Source organism: Verrucomicrobiota bacterium, assembly GCA_038744685.1.
Lineage (GTDB): Bacteria > Verrucomicrobiota > Verrucomicrobiia > Opitutales > Puniceicoccaceae > Puniceicoccus.
This window is the reverse complement of record JBCDMB010000014.1, coordinates 67,250-84,657: the sequence shown is the minus strand read 5'-3', so window position 1 is coordinate 84,657 and position 17,408 is coordinate 67,250. Positions and strand designations below refer to the sequence as shown.

Below are 17,408 nucleotides of genomic sequence, written 5' to 3'. Positions count from 1 at the left end.
CTGAAGCCCGTGAACACCAAGCTAACGCAGCGAACTCTCAGTTTAACCCCATCCAGAGGACTGGCTGCTTTTGAGCCGCAACAGCGTTCGAGCGACGCTCACGCACTTCTAGTGCGCAGCGCGTCGCTCCGCCTCGTTGAGACGCAAAAGCAGCTCAGCCTGATGGTTCAAACTAGTCGCAAAGTGCTCTGATTCAACGGCTTCCAATCAGAGAGATCAATCGCCATCAAATTTTCTTCCACCCACTCACCCTTCTTGAGAAACCCTTTGGGAATGTATCGAACAAAATTCATCCCGACCTTTTCCAAAACGCGTCCACTAGCTTTGTTCCAAAGAGCGTAGCATGCCTCGATCCGAACCGCTCCAAGCTCCTCAAAACCGAAACGCAGAATCGCCTGCGCAGCCTCTGTCATGAATCCATTGCCTTGTGAATCTGGGTGAATCCAGAAACCGATATTCCAGACTCCATCCTCTTCCCCTTTACGAATACCGATTCGACCAAGGAATCTTCCATCTTCCTTTGCATCGATTGAAAAAGTAAAAACTTCGCCCTTGGCCCATGCAGCAATCCCGTCTTCAAGAGGTTTCTTCAACTCAGCCTCGGATTCAGGGGGATCCCACAACATTCCATCGTTAAATCCGACATGTCGTGTGGCCGAAAACACGTGAGGAATATCCTCCTCGCTGGAGGCCCTAAGACTGCAACGTTCCGTGGTTATCGTATAGCTCCTGGATATCCTCATTTACTGAACGATTCCGAGTAGTGCGGCTTCGTCGATCACTGCGACACCAAGCTTCTCGGCCTTGACGAGTTTGGATCCTACCTCCTCTCCTGCGACCACATAGTCAGTCTTCTTGCTTACCGAAGACGTCACTTTCCCGCCACGTTCTTCAATCCACTCCGAGGCTTGCCCGCGGGTCATCGTGGGAAGAGTTCCGGTCAGCACAAAAGTCTTTCCGGATAAAGGAAGATCCGCTGGTTCCTCGATCCCCTCTTCCTCAAAACGCAGCCCCAGGTCTGCAAGATCTTCGACGAGAGCCTGATTCTTTGGCTCGTCGAAGAACGACCGCACGCTGGCAGCGACGATTGCTCCTACACCATCAATCGAAATCAACGTTTCTTCCGATGCCGCCATCAACGCAGGCAGTCCACCGAAATGCTTGATCAAATCTTTCGACATCCCCGAACCAACATTGGGAATACCGAGTCCGTGGAGAAGCCGCCAAACTTCCCTCTCCTTGCTGTCAGCAATCGCCGTGACCAAATTCTCCGAAGATTTTTGAGCGAACTTCTCCAACGCTACGAGCTGCTCCACCTTGAGGCGATAAAGATCAGCCACCGTTGAGACCAACTCCAGAGTAACCAGCTGATCGACGACCGCTTTCCCGAGATTCTCGATATCCATGCAGGCACGGGAACCAAAATGCTCGATCCGTCCACGCACTTGCGGGGGGCAAGCCGCATTGGGACAACGCCAAACCGCTTCTCCTGGCAACCGGGTTAGCCGGGTACCGCAGACCGGACACACCTCCGGAAAGACAAATGCAACACTATCCGGACTCCGCCTGTCGAGATCCACAGAAAGCACCTGTGGAATGATCTCACCGGCCTTTTCCACCAAGACCCAATCACCCTCGCGAATATCCTTCCTCCGAATTTCATCTTCGTTGTGAAGCGTTGCGCGCGACACGGTTGTCCCGGCCAACTCCACCGGATCGAGATGAGCCACGGGAGTAATCGCTCCCGTCCGGCCAACCTGCAGCCCGATTTTCCGTAGCTGGGTAAACGCCTTTTCAGTCTCAAACTTGTAGGCAATCGCCCACCGCGGTGCCTTTGCGGTGCTTCCCGCTTCACGTTGCCACTTGCGTTCGTCCAGCTTCACGACGGCACCGTCTGTCGGATAGGCAAATGCATTCCGCATCCCGTCGAGCTCCTCAATCGACTCCCAGACCGCATCAATTCCGTCAACCGACCAATACCGTTCGACGACTGGCAAGCCCCATTCCTTCAAGTGTTCCTGCAACTCGGTCTGGCTCTTCAGGAAGTCTGGTTCGCAAGCTCCCAAACCATAAACCACGACCTCCAGTCTTCGCTGCGCAACGAGAGACCGATCCAGAAGTTTGATTGTGCCCGCCGCGAGGTTTCGAGGGTTCGCGTAGAGGTCGACTCCCGCTTCTTCCCGCCCCCGATTGATCCGAAGAAACTCCTCGTTGGTCATGTAAATCTCTCCCCGCAACTCGATCAGTGCGGGAGGATTCGCCGTTTTCAATTTCTGCGGCAAAGACTGGATCGTCTTCGCATTTGCGGTCACATCATCTCCCTGCACTCCGTTCCCGCGAGTGACCGCCCGGACCAATGATCCTTTCTCGTAGGTGAGACTGATCGCCAGTCCGTCGATCTTTGGATCTACCGTGTAGTGGAGATCATCGCTTTCAAAACGCTTTCGCAGTCTCTGGTCAAAAGCGTAGAGATCCTCCCGGTTGTAGGTGTTGTCGAGGCTCAACATTGGCTCGCGGTGGCGATAGGTTTCAAATCCCGACAGCCGGTCATCCCCAACGACCATCGCCGACGAATCCTCTGGCGCCACGCCAACGGCTTCCTCAAGAGCAACCAGCTCTTCCTTGAGGCGATCATATTCGCGGTCCGATACGGAGGGCTGCGCGTCCCGGTAGTATTCAACATCGAGCTTGCGGATCTTTTCCCGCAACTCTGCCAGCTCTGTCACTTCATCCACTGTTACTCCGTTTCTTTCGGTTTGTGTCCATTGGGCCGCGACAAGCCGAAAATCTTGGAACCCACCTTCGGAACCAACGTGCTTCTTGAGGAGAACACGCGCAGTTGCCCGGTCTCAGAGACTGCAAAAAGGGGCAGGAAAAATCCGTCGATCTGAGCCTTCATTTCCGGATCCCAATCCTCCGTGAGAACCACCTCCCGAATTATAGCCCCGGAGTAAAATTCCTTCTCGATTCGATCAAACGTAGCCTCCGAGTCAAAAAGAACATTCTGCTGACGTTCGGCTGAGGCACCCCGCGCCTTCGTCCCCTTTTCGCCAGTCGCTAAATGATAGACGTGAGTTTTGCCTAAGTGTTTTCCAAGTGCTAGCTCGGCAAACGCGTTGATCTCCGTATTCGCCGTTACCGCAAGTGCGCGGCCTATCTCGGAAAAATCAATCTCCTCGAGAAACTCAGAAGAATGGATGTTCCCCTGATGCGCTACCAAACCCACCTCGCGAGCAGCATCAGTCTGACTCCCATTTGAGTCGATCATTGCTACTGGAATTCCATTTCTTTTCAGAGCGACGGCAATCATTCGCGCCCATGGATGAGCCCCCACAAAAATGATCCCCTGAGGATTTGCCGATCCGATCTGCACCTTCCTTGCATAAATCGAGGCAGAGATCCCGTAAAATACGACCGTTCCCAGAATCACGAAAAGAATCTCCGCAAACATCCTGTCGGCGTCGGGATTGCCCGACTGGCTCAACCGAAAGGCAAAGACTGAGGCCAATGCGGTCACCACGATTCCACGGGGTGCCATCAACATCAGGAAGAACCTTTCCTTCCAAATCAAGGGAGTCCCAACGGTTGAAACCAGAACGGTAAGCGGCCGAACGATTAGAATCGAAGCGATCAGAAACAGTAAACTCTGCCAACCTACTTGGAAAAGAGTATCCGCCTCTACCCTCGCTCCAAGAACAATAAAAAGGCCTGAGATCAACAACACCTGAAGATTCTCTTTAAACTCGATGATATGCTTCACCGGGAAGGTCCGCTGATTGGCAAGAATGATCCCGAGAAGCGTGACGGAAACCAAACCCGCCTCAGCCTGAAAGAGATTGGAAACCGAGTTTAGCGAAATCACTATCGCAAGAGTGACCGGGATGTGCAGGAAATCCGGCAACCAGCGGTACCGCATCGCGAGAATCAGAATCAGGGCTCCGAGAATCGCACCGACCACCCCGACGGTCAGGGTAATCAAAATCCCCGTTAAAAACGTCGAAGGAGCTGAACCGAGACCACCTGAGAGAACCGTCTCCAGAATCAAAACCGCGAGAATCGCTCCAACCGGATCATTCAGAATGCCCTCCCACTTGACGATGTGGCTCACCCGACCACGGGGTCGAATCTGCCGCAGCATAGGACCAATTACTGTGGGGCCTGTAATCACGAGGAGTGCCCCGAAGAGAACTGCGATCTCAATCGGAAGCCCAAGGAAAAGCCACGCAAAGAATCCCGACAGAACCCAGCAAACCAATGCTCCGATACTAATGAGTCGAATGATGATGCCGCCACTCAATCGAAACTCCTTCAGGTTCAGGGTCAGTCCCCCCTCGAAAAGGATCACTGCTACCGCAATCGAAGCGACCGGAAAAATCAGGTCACCGAAAAGGGCGTCAGGGTCGATCAACCCAATTCCCGGGCCAGCCAAAAGCCCAAAAGTCAGAAGCAAGAGGATCGATGGAATCTGGAACCTCCAACCACACCACTGCGCGAAGGTTCCTAAGAAGACGACCCAAGTGAGCCCTATAAGGATTTCCTTATCCACTTTCCGAGGAGCCTTTTCCCTTTGGTCGAAATTGCAAGCCCGGCCATCCGCTGGGGAAGAGGATCTTACACCAAATGTAGGGACGTCCAAAATTAAACGTCGAAGATAAGGCCTCCCTATGCGAACGGTTCAGGAGATGGGTGTAGCGGTATTATGAGTGTCAGGTGTCGGGTTTCAGTTGGGATTCCTGCCGAGTAATTACTCCGCCATGGTCGAAATCGAAATCCAAATCAGAATCGGATCTCGATTCCGTTCGATAGCGATTTCGATTCCGATTTCGATTTGATCGTTGGATCAATGATATGCCAGTAGTTCGCTATTCGTTCTTTTAAGCACGGTAACCGTCTCTCCCTGAAACCCGAAACCTGACACCCGGAACCCCAAAAAAAATCACACCTCGATTCTCAATCCGTCGTATGCGAGGCGCACCCCTTCCGGCAGGGTTGCGTCCACAGGTCCGTGATCCACAGTACAGGTCATGTGGGTTAAAAACGTCTGATGTCCACCAATCCTCTCTGCAGCCTCGACCGCCTGATCAATAGTCATGTGCGAGGGATGAGGATTCGACCGGAGGCCATCCAATACGACCACCTCAGCACTACGGGCCAACTCCAGTGCCTCATCCGGTATCCCGGAGCAATCCGTGTAGTACGCGATTCGTTTCCCGTTTCTTTCAAAAACCAGACCCAACACTTCAATCGGACCGTGCGGTAAGAGGGTCGAGTAGACACGTCCTCCGGGAACCTCAAGAATCTTTGGCATTTCGGAGAGGGCGAATGCCGGATAACCACGGACCACCGCACGATCCAGAACCGCATAGGGGTATATTGCTCTGACTCGCTGCAGGCCCAGCTCCGTGCTGTAAACAGGCAGCGCCTCGCCATCTCGCATGTCGCAATAGCGGCGCAAGTCGTCCATCCCTAGAATGTGATCCGCATGACCGTGAGTGAGGATAAAATATTCGACCGAAGGGATTTTGTTCTCGATGCACTGGAGCCGAAATTCCTGGCCCGCGTCCACTTGTATCCCAACCTCGCCCATCCGAATGTGTGCGGAGCAGCGTGTTCGCCAGTTTCTCCTATCCTCCAAGTCGCACAACCCTTCAGCCTGCGCAATCATCGGAACACCCTGAGAGGTCCCCGTGCCAAGAAAAACTAATTCCATAAACCCTCCGTCTTATGCAATCCGCGTTCCCGATGACGAGTAGAAATGAGAAATTGATTCTTTCTAATAATTGCTGGATACAGTCACGATTCCGGCGGGTTTAATTAGATCCACGGGGTAAGTGCACCGACTCTCCGGGAGGGACCACCTCCGTGTGGTCCACGCGAAGGAGTGGTCGTCCGGCCAAAACGATGCGGACGGGTCGGAGCCCGTCCCTCCCCCAATACCCCTCACCTTCGATTGCACCCAATTCCGGCTCCATCCCTCGTTCAGGGTTGCACAAGGCCCCTCGACGACCTTTTTTGGTGGGTTTACTTTTTTCCCATGAAAGAGCCGGAACCTACCGAATCCCCAAAGCCTACTCCTGTTGAAGTGGTCGACCGTCGCCATCCCGACGACGCGTTTGACGATCCACTTCACGATTGGTGGGTGAAGAACGGCAAATCCATTATTGGCGGAGCAATACTGGCTGTAGTGATTACCGCAGTCGTTTTTGGCTTCCGCGCCTATCGCACTTCTCAGGAAGAAGTCGTTCAAGCAGCCTACAACGCAGCGGTCTCTACGGACACTCTTTCCGCGTTTGCCCTCGATTACGCAGGGCATCCGTTGGCCGGAGTCGCTGCTCTCCAGACGGCAAATATCGCTTTTCAAGACGGCGACTGGGAGCAAGCTTCGGAGTTTTACACCGTCGCAACGACTGGCCTTTCCGGAAATCCTCTGGAAGGGAAGGCTCGACTGGGTCTCGCCATGGCCCAATCAAAACTGGGCAACAATGTTGAGGCCGTCCGGATCCTGAGCGCGCTTGGAAATGATGAAAATCGGCTGCCCGCCGACCGAATTGAAGCCAGCTATTTCCTCGCACTACTTTCACTTGAGGCAGGAAACCTTTCCGAGTTCGAGGCGTGGAGCACAAAGGTGGCCGAGCTGGACTCCAGTGGAATGTGGCTCTCCAAACTCGATTATTTTGCGGACCGCGTCGAAATACCTGTGTCCGATACATCGGTCGCTCCCGCTGAGCAGACCACAGCTGAAGAGGTCTCGCAAAACGCTGAACCAGACCTTGATGCCGCGGCAGAAATTGCACCGCCAACGGTTCCGGAACCAGTTCCAGCTCCAGCAATAGACGATATTCCCGAAGTGTCCGAACAAGCACCTGACTCGATTGCCGAATCTACCCCTGAGGCCCCATCGATCCCGGAGTCTGAGGAAAGTGACTCGGCAGAATGAGTATCGGAGGTTCCACCAAGCCTCTCTATCTCCTCGTTGACAACGGCTCTATTCGGGCTGAGTCAGCATTGGCCCTTCGAAGGATTGCAGGTGATCTTGCACAGAGCACCGGGGAAGACGTCCGTCCCGCATCTCTTGCCCACTCCACCAGAATCGATGTAGCAGAGCTCGGAGGAGAACCAGCGCCGATCCTCAAGGAGACTCTTCTAGATCCAGATTTTGACGATCACCGCCCAGTAGTCATCCTCCCCTTCTTTGTTGGTAACCGGGGCGCGATCGTTGAACTCGTCGAGAAGACGATCCGCGAATCCATCGAGGAGAGGCCTGGTCTAAACGTTTCGATGGCACCCTTTCTTTTCGAAGAAGACGGTCGAGGCCAGGAAACGCTCGCTCTCGCTCTCGCAGAGAGAATTCGGGAAAAAATCGACCCCAAGTCAGACAAAGAACCTACCGTGGTTCTCGTTGACCACGGCAGTCCGAGACCTGTGGCAGCCCAGGTGCGCAATTTTGTTGCCGGTCAGGTTCAAGCCCTTCTCAAAGATGAAGTCGCCTTCGTCGTGCCGTCCTCTATGGAGCGGCGTGAGGGAAAAGCCTACGCGTTTACCGATCCTCTACTCGAAGAAGTGCTCAGACGTCCTCGGCTTAGGGACAACCCAATCATCCTAGCCATGTTCTTCCTGCTTCCCGGTCGCCACGCAGGGGACGGTGGTGATGTAGCTGAAATTCGTGAGGAGGCAGAAAAAGAGTTTCCCGCTCTGGAAATCCGAACAACGGAACTGCTCGGAAATCACCCTGTCGTTCTTGGGGCACTGGAGAAAATCATTGGAGAACACAAAAGTAGTTCCAACTTCTGACAGGAGTTCGGACCACGGCCTTTAGTCCAGGGTCAAAAGAACGGTTTAGGCCCGCGACTTGCTCGATTCCATACTGTAACCAACGATTGACAGACGACACAGTCTCGGCCTTACTCCTCCGTTTCTCTACACTCTAGACACTTTTACTTCCTACGACCATGGCCCAACCTAAGCGTAAACAGTCGAAATCCAGAAGCCGCAAGCGACGCGGCGCGAATCAGTTCAAGGCTCCTGCACTGGCCACCGATAACACGGACGGCAGCACCTTCATGCCTCACCGCGTAAACCCGGCAAACGGAATGTATCGCGGGCGTCAGGTCCTCGATATCGAAGCGTAGGAACCGTTGCCCGGCTGCGCGGGGCAAGTCTTTATGTTTGCGGCAGCGACAACCCGAACGATCGCCATCGACGCAATGGGTGGTGATCTCGGTCCTGCGGAGATCGCCGAGGGGATCGCGATTGCTCTGAAGGATCGGGACTTCGATTCTCATTTCGACGAGATCATTGCCGTCGGGGATGAGTCTTTACTGTTCCCAGCGCTACGCTCCGCTGGGATCTCGGGTGACAAGCGGATCGAGGTGCACCATGCCTCCGAGGTTATTGGAATGGATGAAAAGCCGCTCCAGAGCCTCAAACGCAAACCCGACTCCTCAATGGTCCAAGCTCTTGGTCTAGTGCGGGATGGCAGAGCCTCCGCACTGCTGAGTTGTGGGAACACGGGCAGCTTAATGGCTGGCGGCACGCTCCGCATTCGTCCTCTTGAGGGAGTCGAACGCCCTGCCCTCGGAACCATTATCCCAACCCGGACCAACAGCTTCATTCTCCTCGACGCAGGTGCGAATCCAGAACCCTCTTCCCTGCAGATGTGTCAAAACGCCATCCTCGGCGCAAATTACGCAAAAGTAGCCATTGGCGTAGAGAAACCGCGGGTCGGGCTGCTGACGATTGGGACCGAGGAAGGAAAAGGGAGCACTCGGATCCAAGAGTCACACAAAATGCTCAAGAAAATGAGCGACATTCTCGACTACACTGGGCTCATCGAGGGTTTCCAGGTGTTCGAAAGCAAGGTCGACGTAGTCGTCTGCGATGGATTTACTGGAAACGTGGTTCTCAAGGTCTGCGAGTCGCTCTTTCGCATGCTTTCGGGATACGTGAAAGAGGAACTTTCGGCAAACTGGGTCCGCAAGGCAGGAGCTGCACTCTCCATGGGTGCCTACAAGACGATCAAGGCGAAGCTCAATCCCGCTCAATACGGAGGAGCGCCGCTTCTCGGACTGAAGGCTCCGGTTCTCAAGGCCCATGGTTCCTCTGATCGGGATTCGATTGCGGGTGCGCTCAAGATCGCGATTCACGCCCTTCAGCAGGACATGACGAAGCACATTCGCGAGGATATTGAAACCGCTTCATCCCTCTTCGACGTAGAGGATGACGAATCCTTACCGCCCGCCGAAAAAGAATTGGCATCTTCCTAGAAATAGGGCCACTGTGGTGGCTCTATGTCCAATCAGGATGAACGCATTTTCGTCAGAGGTACGGGGTCCTACGCTCCGGAAAAAGTCCTGACCAACGAGGATATCTCAAAATTCGTCGATACAACTGATGAGTGGATCGTCACCCGAACGGGAATCCGTGAGCGAAGAATTGCGGCAGACGATGAAGCAACGAGTGACATGGCTGTCAAAGCCGCGCGGAAAGCCATCAAGATGGCGAAGATCGAGCTCGAGGCGATCGACGCCATCATTATTGCCACCCTAACTCCCGACATGCTCTTTCCATCGACCGCTTGTCTGGTCCAAAAGGAGCTCGGGCTCGGTCCCATACCGGCATTTGATGTGGACGCCGCCTGTTCCGGATTCGTTTACGGACTTGAGGTCGCCCGCGGCATTTTGAAGGGAAATCCGGCCTACCGAAACGTTCTCCTTGTCGGTGCTGAGAAGCTGAGCTCCATTATCGATTGGGAGGATCGCTCGACCTGCGTCCTTTTTGGAGATGCTGCAGGTGCCGTTGTGCTCTCCAAAGACAAATCTGCAGGCGGCGGCGAACTCCTCGGCGTAAAACTCGGGGCCGACGGTAACTCTGCCCCTCTGATCCATATGCCGGGGGGTGGTTCAAAGATTCCGGCCACTCGCGACTCCGTCGATGGAAGAAAACATTTCCTAAAGATGAACGGCAGGGAGGTCTTCAAGCTTGCCGTGCGTGCCATGGTAAAAGGAGCTTACGACATTCTTGAGCAGTGCGAAGTAAAGATCGAGGATGTTGGATGCGTCATTCCTCATCAGGCCAATATTCGCATCATTGAAAGTGTCGCCCAACACATGAAGCTCCCTATGAGCCTTTTCCCCAATAACCTCCATCTCTATGGAAATACCTCAGCCGCCTCAGTTCCACTGGCACTCGACGAGGCCATTCGGGGAGGGCGAATCAAAGACGAAGAATACGTGGTTATGATTGCCTTTGGTGCTGGTCTCACATGGGGTTCTACTCTAATGAAATGGAACACTCCTCAATGAAGCCACTACTCACTACCTTAGCGCTACTATTCTACCTCCCCATCGCCTCCTACGCGGTGTTTGACTGGTTCAGGAGCGACGAAGACGTCGACTACTCCGTTCCGACACGCGAGGAACTTGATGAAGCAGATCGGCTTTACAGTGAGGCACTGGACGAAAGAGAGGCGGGCAACTCGAAGGCAGCTCTCCGCCCACTGCGAAAGATCCTCCTCGATTACTCGAATACTCCCTTTGCGGGAGACGCCCTTTTCCTTGCCGCAGAAATCGAAATGGAGCAGGGAGATCTGGAAGAAGCCTTCAAGAACTTTCAGAAAATCGTAAATCGCTACCCCGGCTACGAACGGTTCAATGCGGTGATCGCAAATCAGTTCGAGATCGCCTCAATGTACATGGGCGGAGCGTCCTCCAACATGTTTGGTTTCGAACAACCGGATACTGCGATTGAGTATTTTGAAGTCGTTATCAAAAACTCCCCTTACAGCGATTACGCCCCGCTCGCGCTCATGAACATCGCCTTGATCTCCCAACAGAAAAGCGATGAGGAGCTCGCCATCGATGCTCTCGATCGATTGATCACTCTCTACCCTAGATCGCTCCTTACTCCGGATGCTTACTTCGCCATGGCCCAGATTTTTGCAAGTTTGATTCAAGGCCCGGAGTACGATCAGGGTTCCACCCTCGAAGCGCTCAACTACTACCAGGACTTTCTGATCCTTTTCCCCCGCAGCCAATATGTGGACGACGCGGAGGAAGGGCTTCGTCAGGTCAGCGAAATTTACGCACAGAGTAAGCTCATGACCGCCGAGTTCTATTACGTGAACCGGCACAACGAGGAGGCCGCGCGAGTCTTTTACAACGAGACAATCACAGTGGCTCCCGAAACAGAAGCAGCCGACATCGCTCGACAAAGGATCCAGCGGATGGATGAGGGCAGATCTCCACCACGCTTCAAAATTAAGCCGAAGAGTGACGATATCCACGCTCAAGTTCAGCAGTTCTTCAACCAGCGGTGGCGCGCCCGTGATTTGGAAGATTTACAGGATGATTCGGTGCTGAGGGACGGTCTCTAAAAGACAATTCGAGGCTTGTATGAAGAGCTTCGCTTCACCCACCCACATCGGAAATGCGTCGGGGGATACACCTGTGGCATCCAGTGGACCAAATTCGAAGGCAAACCCGTCTAGCGATGCTACTAGAGGAACATCGCTCCCTATCTTCGCTCTGATTCTTTCCGCTGCAGCCGCCTTTCTGTCTGGATGCGCTGGCTATCAAAAAGGAGCGCTTCCCAATCCTGAACCAGCGACGATCTACCTCAAACCGGTTCAGAACGAGGCCTACGTTTCGGGTATGGTGCCCGTCTTTCAAAACCAGTTGTCCAGAACCATAGCCCAGAGCCGTTACCTCATTCCGGTGCAATCGGAAGACGAAGCGGACATGGTCGCCTACGTGCAGTTGGTGGACTTCCGCGAGAGACCGATCGCCTTTCTGGAGACTGACACCGGACAGGCCATCTCAGCGAGAATTTCGCTTTCCGCAAGCGTCACTCTCGACCACTCAGGCCCTCCGGAAAAAGAAGTCCTGAAAGACAAGGTTCTCACGGCAGATGCAGCCGTTTACTCCGACCCGGATACCGCCTTTGCCAACCCGACCGACCAAAGTAAACCAACGGTAGCCCGCAATCTCGCGATGATGGTGACTCTAGAGCTAGAACTGAACCGGCCACCTCCCGAGGAAACGCCCTCCAGCATTTCACAATCACGGTGAAGGGGCTTGCTCGGATAACGTCGGCAATCGTACCACCTGCCGCTCTCCTCCTTCTTTGTTCCTGTGGGGGAAGTGGAAGCGAGTCCTACGGAAGCAACTCCCCTCCAACCGAATCATCGATTTCGATTACCGGTCCCGCCGAGCAGTCTTTTCGAAATGCCGTTACGATGCTCTATAAACCGCGATCCATTTGGTACCTTTCCGTGAACGCAACCGATCGTAGAACCTATCGAACAGCAGCTACTCTTGCCTTCCATCCTGATTTCATTCCCTCGGTGGGTACTTTCCCTGTAGAACCCTTGGGAGATCTTGAGAGGCCCATCGTCTATGGAGTGATCGAGTATGCACCGATCCTCGGGACCATGGAGAACACGAAGAATTTTTCCGAAAATTCAAAAGGGACACTAGAGTTTACGTCCATCGATCCAGTTGTTGAAGGCAACTTCCAGTATGAAGCCGCAACCGAAGACGGAGAAACTGCCACTGTTACCGGCAAGTTCAAAGCCGACCGCCCCGCCGAATGGAGTCAGTAGAGGAAAGAGACGATAGGATTACTTTTGTCACGAGGATAGAGTAACATCCAACGCATAGGTGGATGACTTTCGGTGGCATGAGTCATTAAAGGCTCCCGCGGATCATCGGTCGTGGCGACGATTGCTACAGAATTTGCGTGTTAAAACCTTGGCCCGCTACCCCTCTAGTGAGTAAGGGAAAAGAGGCTTTGAAAAGGTAGGAGTCTGCTTTTTGCCGCTAGGTTGAGAAATGGACGCCTCTTTGAACGAAGTAGCCAAGGATGGATAAAATTGGCGACACGCAGTCGGCGAAGGAACTTTCTTTCGTGGGCTCTTGCCGTTTCTCCGACAACCTCTGACCACGATGCTGAGCCCTCCATCCAATCCGAAAGCGGCGCGATGGCAGTCTCTGCCGACTCGAGTGCGATCGACATGCCATTCCCCGTAAACGGCGGAATCACCGCCCATGCATCTCCGATTCTCATTGAGCCGTTCTCTTGTTGAGGTAGTGCAAAGGAAACACCCGCCACGCCGGCCGCGCTACCCTCCTGAATTTTGGATCCCGCAAGAAGGTCAGAAACAGCAGGCATGCTACATTTATCGGCGTAGTGGCCAAGGATCGCCTCTTTACTACCCCTCACGCCATCCCTCTTCCGAAATAATCCGCAAATATTCCAGTAGCCTCCTTCCACTGCGGACAAACCCACATAACCCTCATCTCCGAGAAAGAGTGAAAGCTCGGAAGGCAGATCCCCCTTGATGTGCATCTTGAAACCCAGCCAATCCGTTCGCTCGGCGAGACGACCCGAGGCAAAAACCGTTCCTTCTTCCGCAACGTCTCCCCGCCAACGCTCTCCGAGGTGAACCTCCCCGCCTTGTCGTCGAATTCTCTCCACCAAACGATAATCGAGAAGATGCCGCGAAATCCCCGTCGCCGTACGGGGTAACTTTGCTCTGTAAATCTCCCTTCCCTCGCCATCCCTCCAAACCGATTCACGATGAATGAGCGCACCGGAGAAATCCTCTTCAATACCGAGCGTCTTCAGCGTCTGATCAGAAACTCCACAAATAAATTCCCCACAGACTCGGTGACGGGGGAGCTGTCCCGCCTCAAACACCGTGACCGGGTATCCTTTCTTGGACAATGCCACCGCGAGGGAAAGTCCCGCGAGCCCCCCGCCAACGATCCTCAGTTCACGAGCCATGAGACTAAACGATATCCTCCGCGCCAATCCGTTTGGATCTGAAAACGTCGCCGGGAGTCAGAACTGAGAAGGGCTGCAAGCTCCCGGCCTCTAAATCCGCCTCGAATACTGACTCTTCCATCGTGCCAGGACACGGGATGCAACCCAAAGAGTCGCAGTAAAGCCAACTGCCAGATCGCGGTCTGAGCACGGTGGGGTTCATTGATGATCCAGAGGGGGATCTCCGCAATCCTCTGCCCTATCCCTCGTAGTTCTTCATCTTGAAACTGATGGAGTAGCAAATTGACCACCAAGGCGTGCGGCGGCGGCGAAGGATGGTAAGCGAGTAGGTCAATCTGATTCCAATCCCATGATTCCGGCCACACAGAGGGTCGACCCCAGAGATCGAGACCTTCGTAGGAACACAACCGAAGCTCTAGGCAGGACTGATGAAGAAAATTCCCCAAGTCTCCTTCCCCGGCCCCTGCTTCAACGATTCGTATCCCCGGCCGAATTCGGCTTCTCAGCTCACGACGAATCCAGCGCCAGTTTCCCATTAAAAAATTGATCCTTCGCAGATCCCGGCGATTGGCGATCGCACCGGGGTCAGACGGCGATAGTGAATCGAGTATTTCCGGTACCACCACGCGAGAAGTCATCCTCAAATCCAACGCATTCCGCTGCCATTACGCAAGCGAGCTTGGTTGTTCATCCGTGTTGCTTTGCCTTGTAGCGTTCTGGAGGGCATCGTGCTCGAGGTTCCGTGGTCTGCGTTCGAAAGAAAGTGTATCCACTGCGATCGCCAGGGTTCGGCAGCTAGAGCAGCCGCTCCCAACACCGAGCCTTCCACCGTTCCCACTTGGTCAGCAAAAGATCCCTGAAACCCCGTGCCGACGCTTTCAGTGACACTTGACATCACTTCCCGCCTCTTCAACGATCCGCAGCCAATGAAGGATAGGACAGTTCGACGTTGATGACCCTCGACATTGAAACCGAGACCCTCGCAGAGCTCAAAGCCTGCGTCGAAGCCCTAGAAGACCGAAAGGCAGAAAATACCCGAATCCTCGACGTGCGAGGAAAATCCTCGATCACCGATTTTCTGATCATTTGCTCGGGAACCTCTACTCCACACCTCCGTGCTCTCTGCGGTGCCGCGGAGAAGGCTATGTTCCACAGCCCTGGAAAGGTGTCCCGTCATCGGGATGAATTTGAGAGCGGATGGGTCGTTTCCGATGGCATCGACTTTGTGGTTCACATCTTCACCGAGGAAATGAGGGATCTCTTCCGATTGGAAGCTCTTTGGAAAGATGCGCCAAGTATCTCCCTCGACACACTGTCCGCAGCGTAAAAGTTTCTATTCGTCGAGATTTGCTGGAGGAGTGAGCACCAGCTTTTTGCCCAGAACGATGCAGTTGTAGAGCGTCCGACCTACCTGGTCTCGCGTGAGATAGGCATTACTTCCCGCCACCTCATCGAGCGAAACGACTGTCTGACGCTTTACGTCGAACAAATTGACTTGCAGATGACCTGCCTCCCAAAGAGCGGGATCCTCCAAGCCAAAGTCAGCGGAGAAGTGTAACAGCATCTCCCCGGTCTCCCAAAAGAACCAGACATCGTTGGCAACGTTTGGCAATGGTGACACGTAAACGACCTGTTGGGTCTTACCCAAATCCTCCAGACTGGAGATTGCTCCAAACTGGATCGGTAAACCTGAGTCGATGCGGCCCTCGAGATACTCCATCACCTCTCGGCGAGCAGCCGCCCGCATTGTCTCCAGTAAATCTCCCTCGGGGTATCGGGCGTCCATCCGTGAAGCATGTGCAAACTCCTGAATCTCCTCTGCCGAAATGACCACCACTTCAAAACTCTCGTCCTCGCCCTCTGGCATCTGCCGGGAGACGTTGATGACCTTGAAACCACTGTCCTTCACCTCGAAATCCAGCTCATCAATACGGTAGTCGGACTTCTTCACCGAAACCACGTAGTCCAGTTGAGGCAGGATAATCGTCCCAAAACGACTATTATCACCCGCATCGGTCTCCTTCATGTCCTCTCGGACCCAGAAAATCGCTTCTCCTGCGTCAACCACTATCTGCGCCTGATTCTCGTCGAGAAACCAGCGATAGAGGTATTGAGCCACTTCGAAAAGAAAGCCTTTCTCTCTTAGCTCGTCGACCGTGCTCTCTGATTGCGCTTTTAGTGATGCGATCAGAAATAAAAGGGAGCAGAAAACGGCTACGCTTTGTTTCATGGATTCAAACGGCGAAGCGTGAAAAAGCGATTCCCACCCAATGATCCACTCTGGCTATCGGGAATCCGAACATAGTTGCCCCCTGGGTGGTACACATCCTTGTCGGTCATCCAAGAGTACGCACGGCCCGTCACCGGGATCTTTTGAATGGTCTTTAATCCGGCAAATCGTTCAGCTTCCGGAATTCCCCCTCGTTCATAGGAATCAGCGAGACCCTGTGCGTAATTGAGAAGTCGGGCGAATTTTCCCGGAGGACCCTGGCCCGCGATCCGGGAAAGGTAATCAACGCGCTTACCCACCCGAGGCACCGCCTTAAACGCTCCAGACGCATCCCGATAAAACCCATCGCACTGACCCTTCTCGCCGCCCGCGGTAATCACCTCGATGATGTCATTTGTCTGCACCGTGGCGATTTGAGCCTGCCGATACCCGGCCGGCACGTAATCAATCCGGTTGTCGCAGACCCAAAGGATTGAAAGCATAGTTGCCTTCGAATCCGATTCACTCATCCATCCCGGCTCCCCGGGAAACGGTGCTTCGTTGATGAGTAAGCGTGCGATGTAACCCGAACGGGTATTGTCGGGCTTGAGGTCCACGGCAGCGTTCAGCGCTGATTTGGGAACAATGGCACCGAGCAAGACGAGCATAACCGCAAACACGAAGGCGTCTGAACTAATTCTCGGCATCCTCTTCCCGCAAAAAATACACATTGCTGACCTCAGCGCCCGGCCGCTGATACGTCCCGAGCAAGACCTGTCGTTCCGGCAAAAACCGCAACACGTAAAAGGATCCAGGGTAACCCTCATCTCTCAACGTGACCCGTATCGCTGGAACTCCATCGTCCTCGATCCACTCAGCCGATTCCACCTTGACCGGATCCGGGTTCCGATAGACCGCGGTCGGGCCCTCTTCGGAATTCACATCCGAAATTTCAAGTTCGTACTGCCGATCCATCCTTCGCCACTCACCCTCAAAATCGGAGACCTCCGCAGGACGGGCAATCGCAGAAGGAATATCATAGGGAGGCTCAAGCATCTCACCACTCAAGCTAGCCGCAAAAAGAAATACCACGGGAAATGTAAAAGTGCGGAGAATCACATCAACACTCCATATACGCACATAAAAAAGAGCAATAGAAGACTCTTGAACCGAAAGATTTGCTCCTCATCTGCCCCAGACCTATTACTAGCAGGGGGAGTTTACACTCTCAACAAACACCACTCTTCGGTTAAGGATCGTAGTAATAGATTCCAGAAAGAGGGAGTTTGCTGCTCGATATCTCTCAGCTATTTGCTACAGACTTTTTTCCTTAATTTGACGTTAGACTGATTTTTTGGCTTTACTCTCTCGCTCTATTCCCAGATCTCTTGGCAAGCAAATTGCTGGGAGGGACGGA

20 protein-coding genes are annotated in these 17,408 nt (G+C 53.8%); 10 read left to right on the top strand and 10 right to left on the bottom strand.

Translation table 11 applies throughout. The annotated features are described in order from the left end of the window. On the top strand, positions 1-192 hold a 192-nt coding region (locus AAGJ81_09770; protein MEM0966422.1), incomplete at its 5' end, for a hypothetical protein. Here the strand turns inward: AAGJ81_09770 and AAGJ81_09765 are convergent. From AAGJ81_09765 to AAGJ81_09750, 4 genes are all read right to left on the bottom strand, one after another. After that, complete coding sequence (locus AAGJ81_09765) at positions 168-743, bottom strand: GNAT family protein (GenBank protein MEM0966421.1); 576 nt, start codon at positions 741-743, stop codon at positions 168-170. The genes AAGJ81_09770 and AAGJ81_09765 overlap by 25 nt on opposite strands. Further along, positions 744-2,735, bottom strand: a complete 1,992-nt coding sequence (gene ligA, locus AAGJ81_09760) for an NAD-dependent DNA ligase LigA (GenBank protein MEM0966420.1) — start codon at positions 2,733-2,735, stop codon at positions 744-746. Between the two features lie 2 nt (positions 2,736-2,737). Beyond that, positions 2,738-4,546 carry a cation:proton antiporter gene (locus AAGJ81_09755; GenBank protein MEM0966419.1) on the bottom strand — a complete coding sequence of 603 codons (1,809 nt, stop codon included), beginning with the start codon at positions 4,544-4,546 and terminating at the stop codon, positions 2,738-2,740. A 390-nt stretch (positions 4,547-4,936) separates the two neighbouring features. Further along, positions 4,937-5,710, bottom strand: coding sequence for an MBL fold metallo-hydrolase (locus tag AAGJ81_09750; protein ID MEM0966418.1), 774 nt, complete (start codon positions 5,708-5,710; stop codon positions 4,937-4,939). 324 nt (positions 5,711-6,034) lie between these two features. Between AAGJ81_09750 and AAGJ81_09745 the strand changes: the two genes are divergently transcribed. The 8 genes from AAGJ81_09745 (at position 6,035) to AAGJ81_09710 (ending at position 12,598) form a co-directional block, all read left to right on the top strand. Beyond that, on the top strand, positions 6,035-6,937 hold the full coding sequence (locus AAGJ81_09745) for a tetratricopeptide repeat protein (GenBank protein MEM0966417.1): 903 nt from the start codon (positions 6,035-6,037) through the stop codon (positions 6,935-6,937). Beyond that, positions 6,934-7,791 (top strand): CbiX/SirB N-terminal domain-containing protein, encoded by an 858-nt coding sequence (locus tag AAGJ81_09740; GenBank protein MEM0966416.1) that lies wholly within the window; start codon positions 6,934-6,936, stop codon positions 7,789-7,791. Before AAGJ81_09745 ends, AAGJ81_09740 begins: the two co-directional genes overlap by 4 nt. 158 nt (positions 7,792-7,949) lie before the next feature. Further along, positions 7,950-8,129 carry a 50S ribosomal protein L32 gene (rpmF, locus tag AAGJ81_09735; GenBank protein ID MEM0966415.1) on the top strand — a complete coding sequence of 60 codons (180 nt, stop codon included), beginning with the start codon at positions 7,950-7,952 and terminating at the stop codon, positions 8,127-8,129. A gap of 33 nt (positions 8,130-8,162) precedes the next feature. Then, entirely contained in the window at positions 8,163-9,263 is a 1,101-nt protein-coding gene (plsX, locus tag AAGJ81_09730; GenBank protein ID MEM0966414.1) for a phosphate acyltransferase PlsX, read from the top strand. 24 nt (positions 9,264-9,287) lie between these two features. Continuing rightward, a complete protein-coding gene (locus AAGJ81_09725) occupies positions 9,288-10,301 on the top strand; it encodes a beta-ketoacyl-ACP synthase III (protein ID MEM0966413.1) in 1,014 nt (337 codons plus the stop codon). After that, positions 10,298-11,371, top strand: a complete 1,074-nt coding sequence (gene bamD, locus AAGJ81_09720; protein ID MEM0966412.1) for an outer membrane protein assembly factor BamD — start codon at positions 10,298-10,300, stop codon at positions 11,369-11,371. The genes AAGJ81_09725 and bamD overlap by 4 nt, the downstream gene beginning before the upstream one ends. A gap of 19 nt (positions 11,372-11,390) precedes the next feature. Then, positions 11,391-12,065: a hypothetical protein gene (locus AAGJ81_09715; GenBank protein MEM0966411.1), complete on the top strand. Its 675-nt coding sequence runs from the start codon at positions 11,391-11,393 to the stop codon at positions 12,063-12,065. A gap of 167 nt (positions 12,066-12,232) precedes the next feature. After that, positions 12,233-12,598 (top strand): hypothetical protein, encoded by a 366-nt coding sequence (locus tag AAGJ81_09710; protein ID MEM0966410.1) that lies wholly within the window; start codon positions 12,233-12,235, stop codon positions 12,596-12,598. Positions 12,599-12,762: 164 nt separating this feature from the next. On the opposite strand, the gene AAGJ81_09705 is transcribed toward AAGJ81_09710, so the two are convergent. Genes AAGJ81_09705 through AAGJ81_09695 form a run of 3 tightly spaced genes read right to left on the bottom strand, consistent with a single transcriptional unit; the run spans position 12,763 to position 14,677 of the window. Further along, a complete protein-coding gene (locus AAGJ81_09705; GenBank protein MEM0966409.1) occupies positions 12,763-13,782 on the bottom strand; it encodes an NAD(P)-binding protein in 1,020 nt (339 codons plus the stop codon). Beyond that, complete coding sequence (locus AAGJ81_09700; protein ID MEM0966408.1) at positions 13,767-14,420, bottom strand: hypothetical protein; 654 nt, start codon at positions 14,418-14,420, stop codon at positions 13,767-13,769. The genes AAGJ81_09705 and AAGJ81_09700 overlap by 16 nt, the downstream gene beginning before the upstream one ends. A 2-nt stretch (positions 14,421-14,422) precedes the next feature. Next, complete coding sequence (locus AAGJ81_09695) at positions 14,423-14,677, bottom strand: hypothetical protein (GenBank protein MEM0966407.1); 255 nt, start codon at positions 14,675-14,677, stop codon at positions 14,423-14,425. Between the two features lie 57 nt (positions 14,678-14,734). On the opposite strand from AAGJ81_09695, the gene rsfS reads away from it, so the two are divergent. Further along, on the top strand, positions 14,735-15,109 hold the full coding sequence (gene rsfS, locus AAGJ81_09690; GenBank protein ID MEM0966406.1) for a ribosome silencing factor: 375 nt from the start codon (positions 14,735-14,737) through the stop codon (positions 15,107-15,109). A 6-nt stretch (positions 15,110-15,115) separates the two neighbouring features. On the opposite strand, the gene AAGJ81_09685 is transcribed toward rsfS, so the two are convergent. Genes AAGJ81_09685 through AAGJ81_09675 form a run of 3 tightly spaced genes read right to left on the bottom strand, consistent with a single transcriptional unit; the run spans position 15,116 to position 17,131 of the window. Beyond that, complete coding sequence (locus AAGJ81_09685; GenBank protein ID MEM0966405.1) at positions 15,116-16,012, bottom strand: hypothetical protein; 897 nt, start codon at positions 16,010-16,012, stop codon at positions 15,116-15,118. Further along, entirely contained in the window at positions 16,009-16,698 is a 690-nt protein-coding gene (locus tag AAGJ81_09680) for a hypothetical protein (GenBank protein ID MEM0966404.1), read from the bottom strand. Before AAGJ81_09680 ends, AAGJ81_09685 begins: the two co-directional genes overlap by 4 nt. Beyond that, positions 16,685-17,131: a hypothetical protein gene (locus tag AAGJ81_09675; GenBank protein ID MEM0966403.1), complete on the bottom strand. Its 447-nt coding sequence runs from the start codon at positions 17,129-17,131 to the stop codon at positions 16,685-16,687. The genes AAGJ81_09680 and AAGJ81_09675 overlap by 14 nt, the downstream gene beginning before the upstream one ends. Positions 17,132-17,408: the final 277 nt, after the last annotated feature.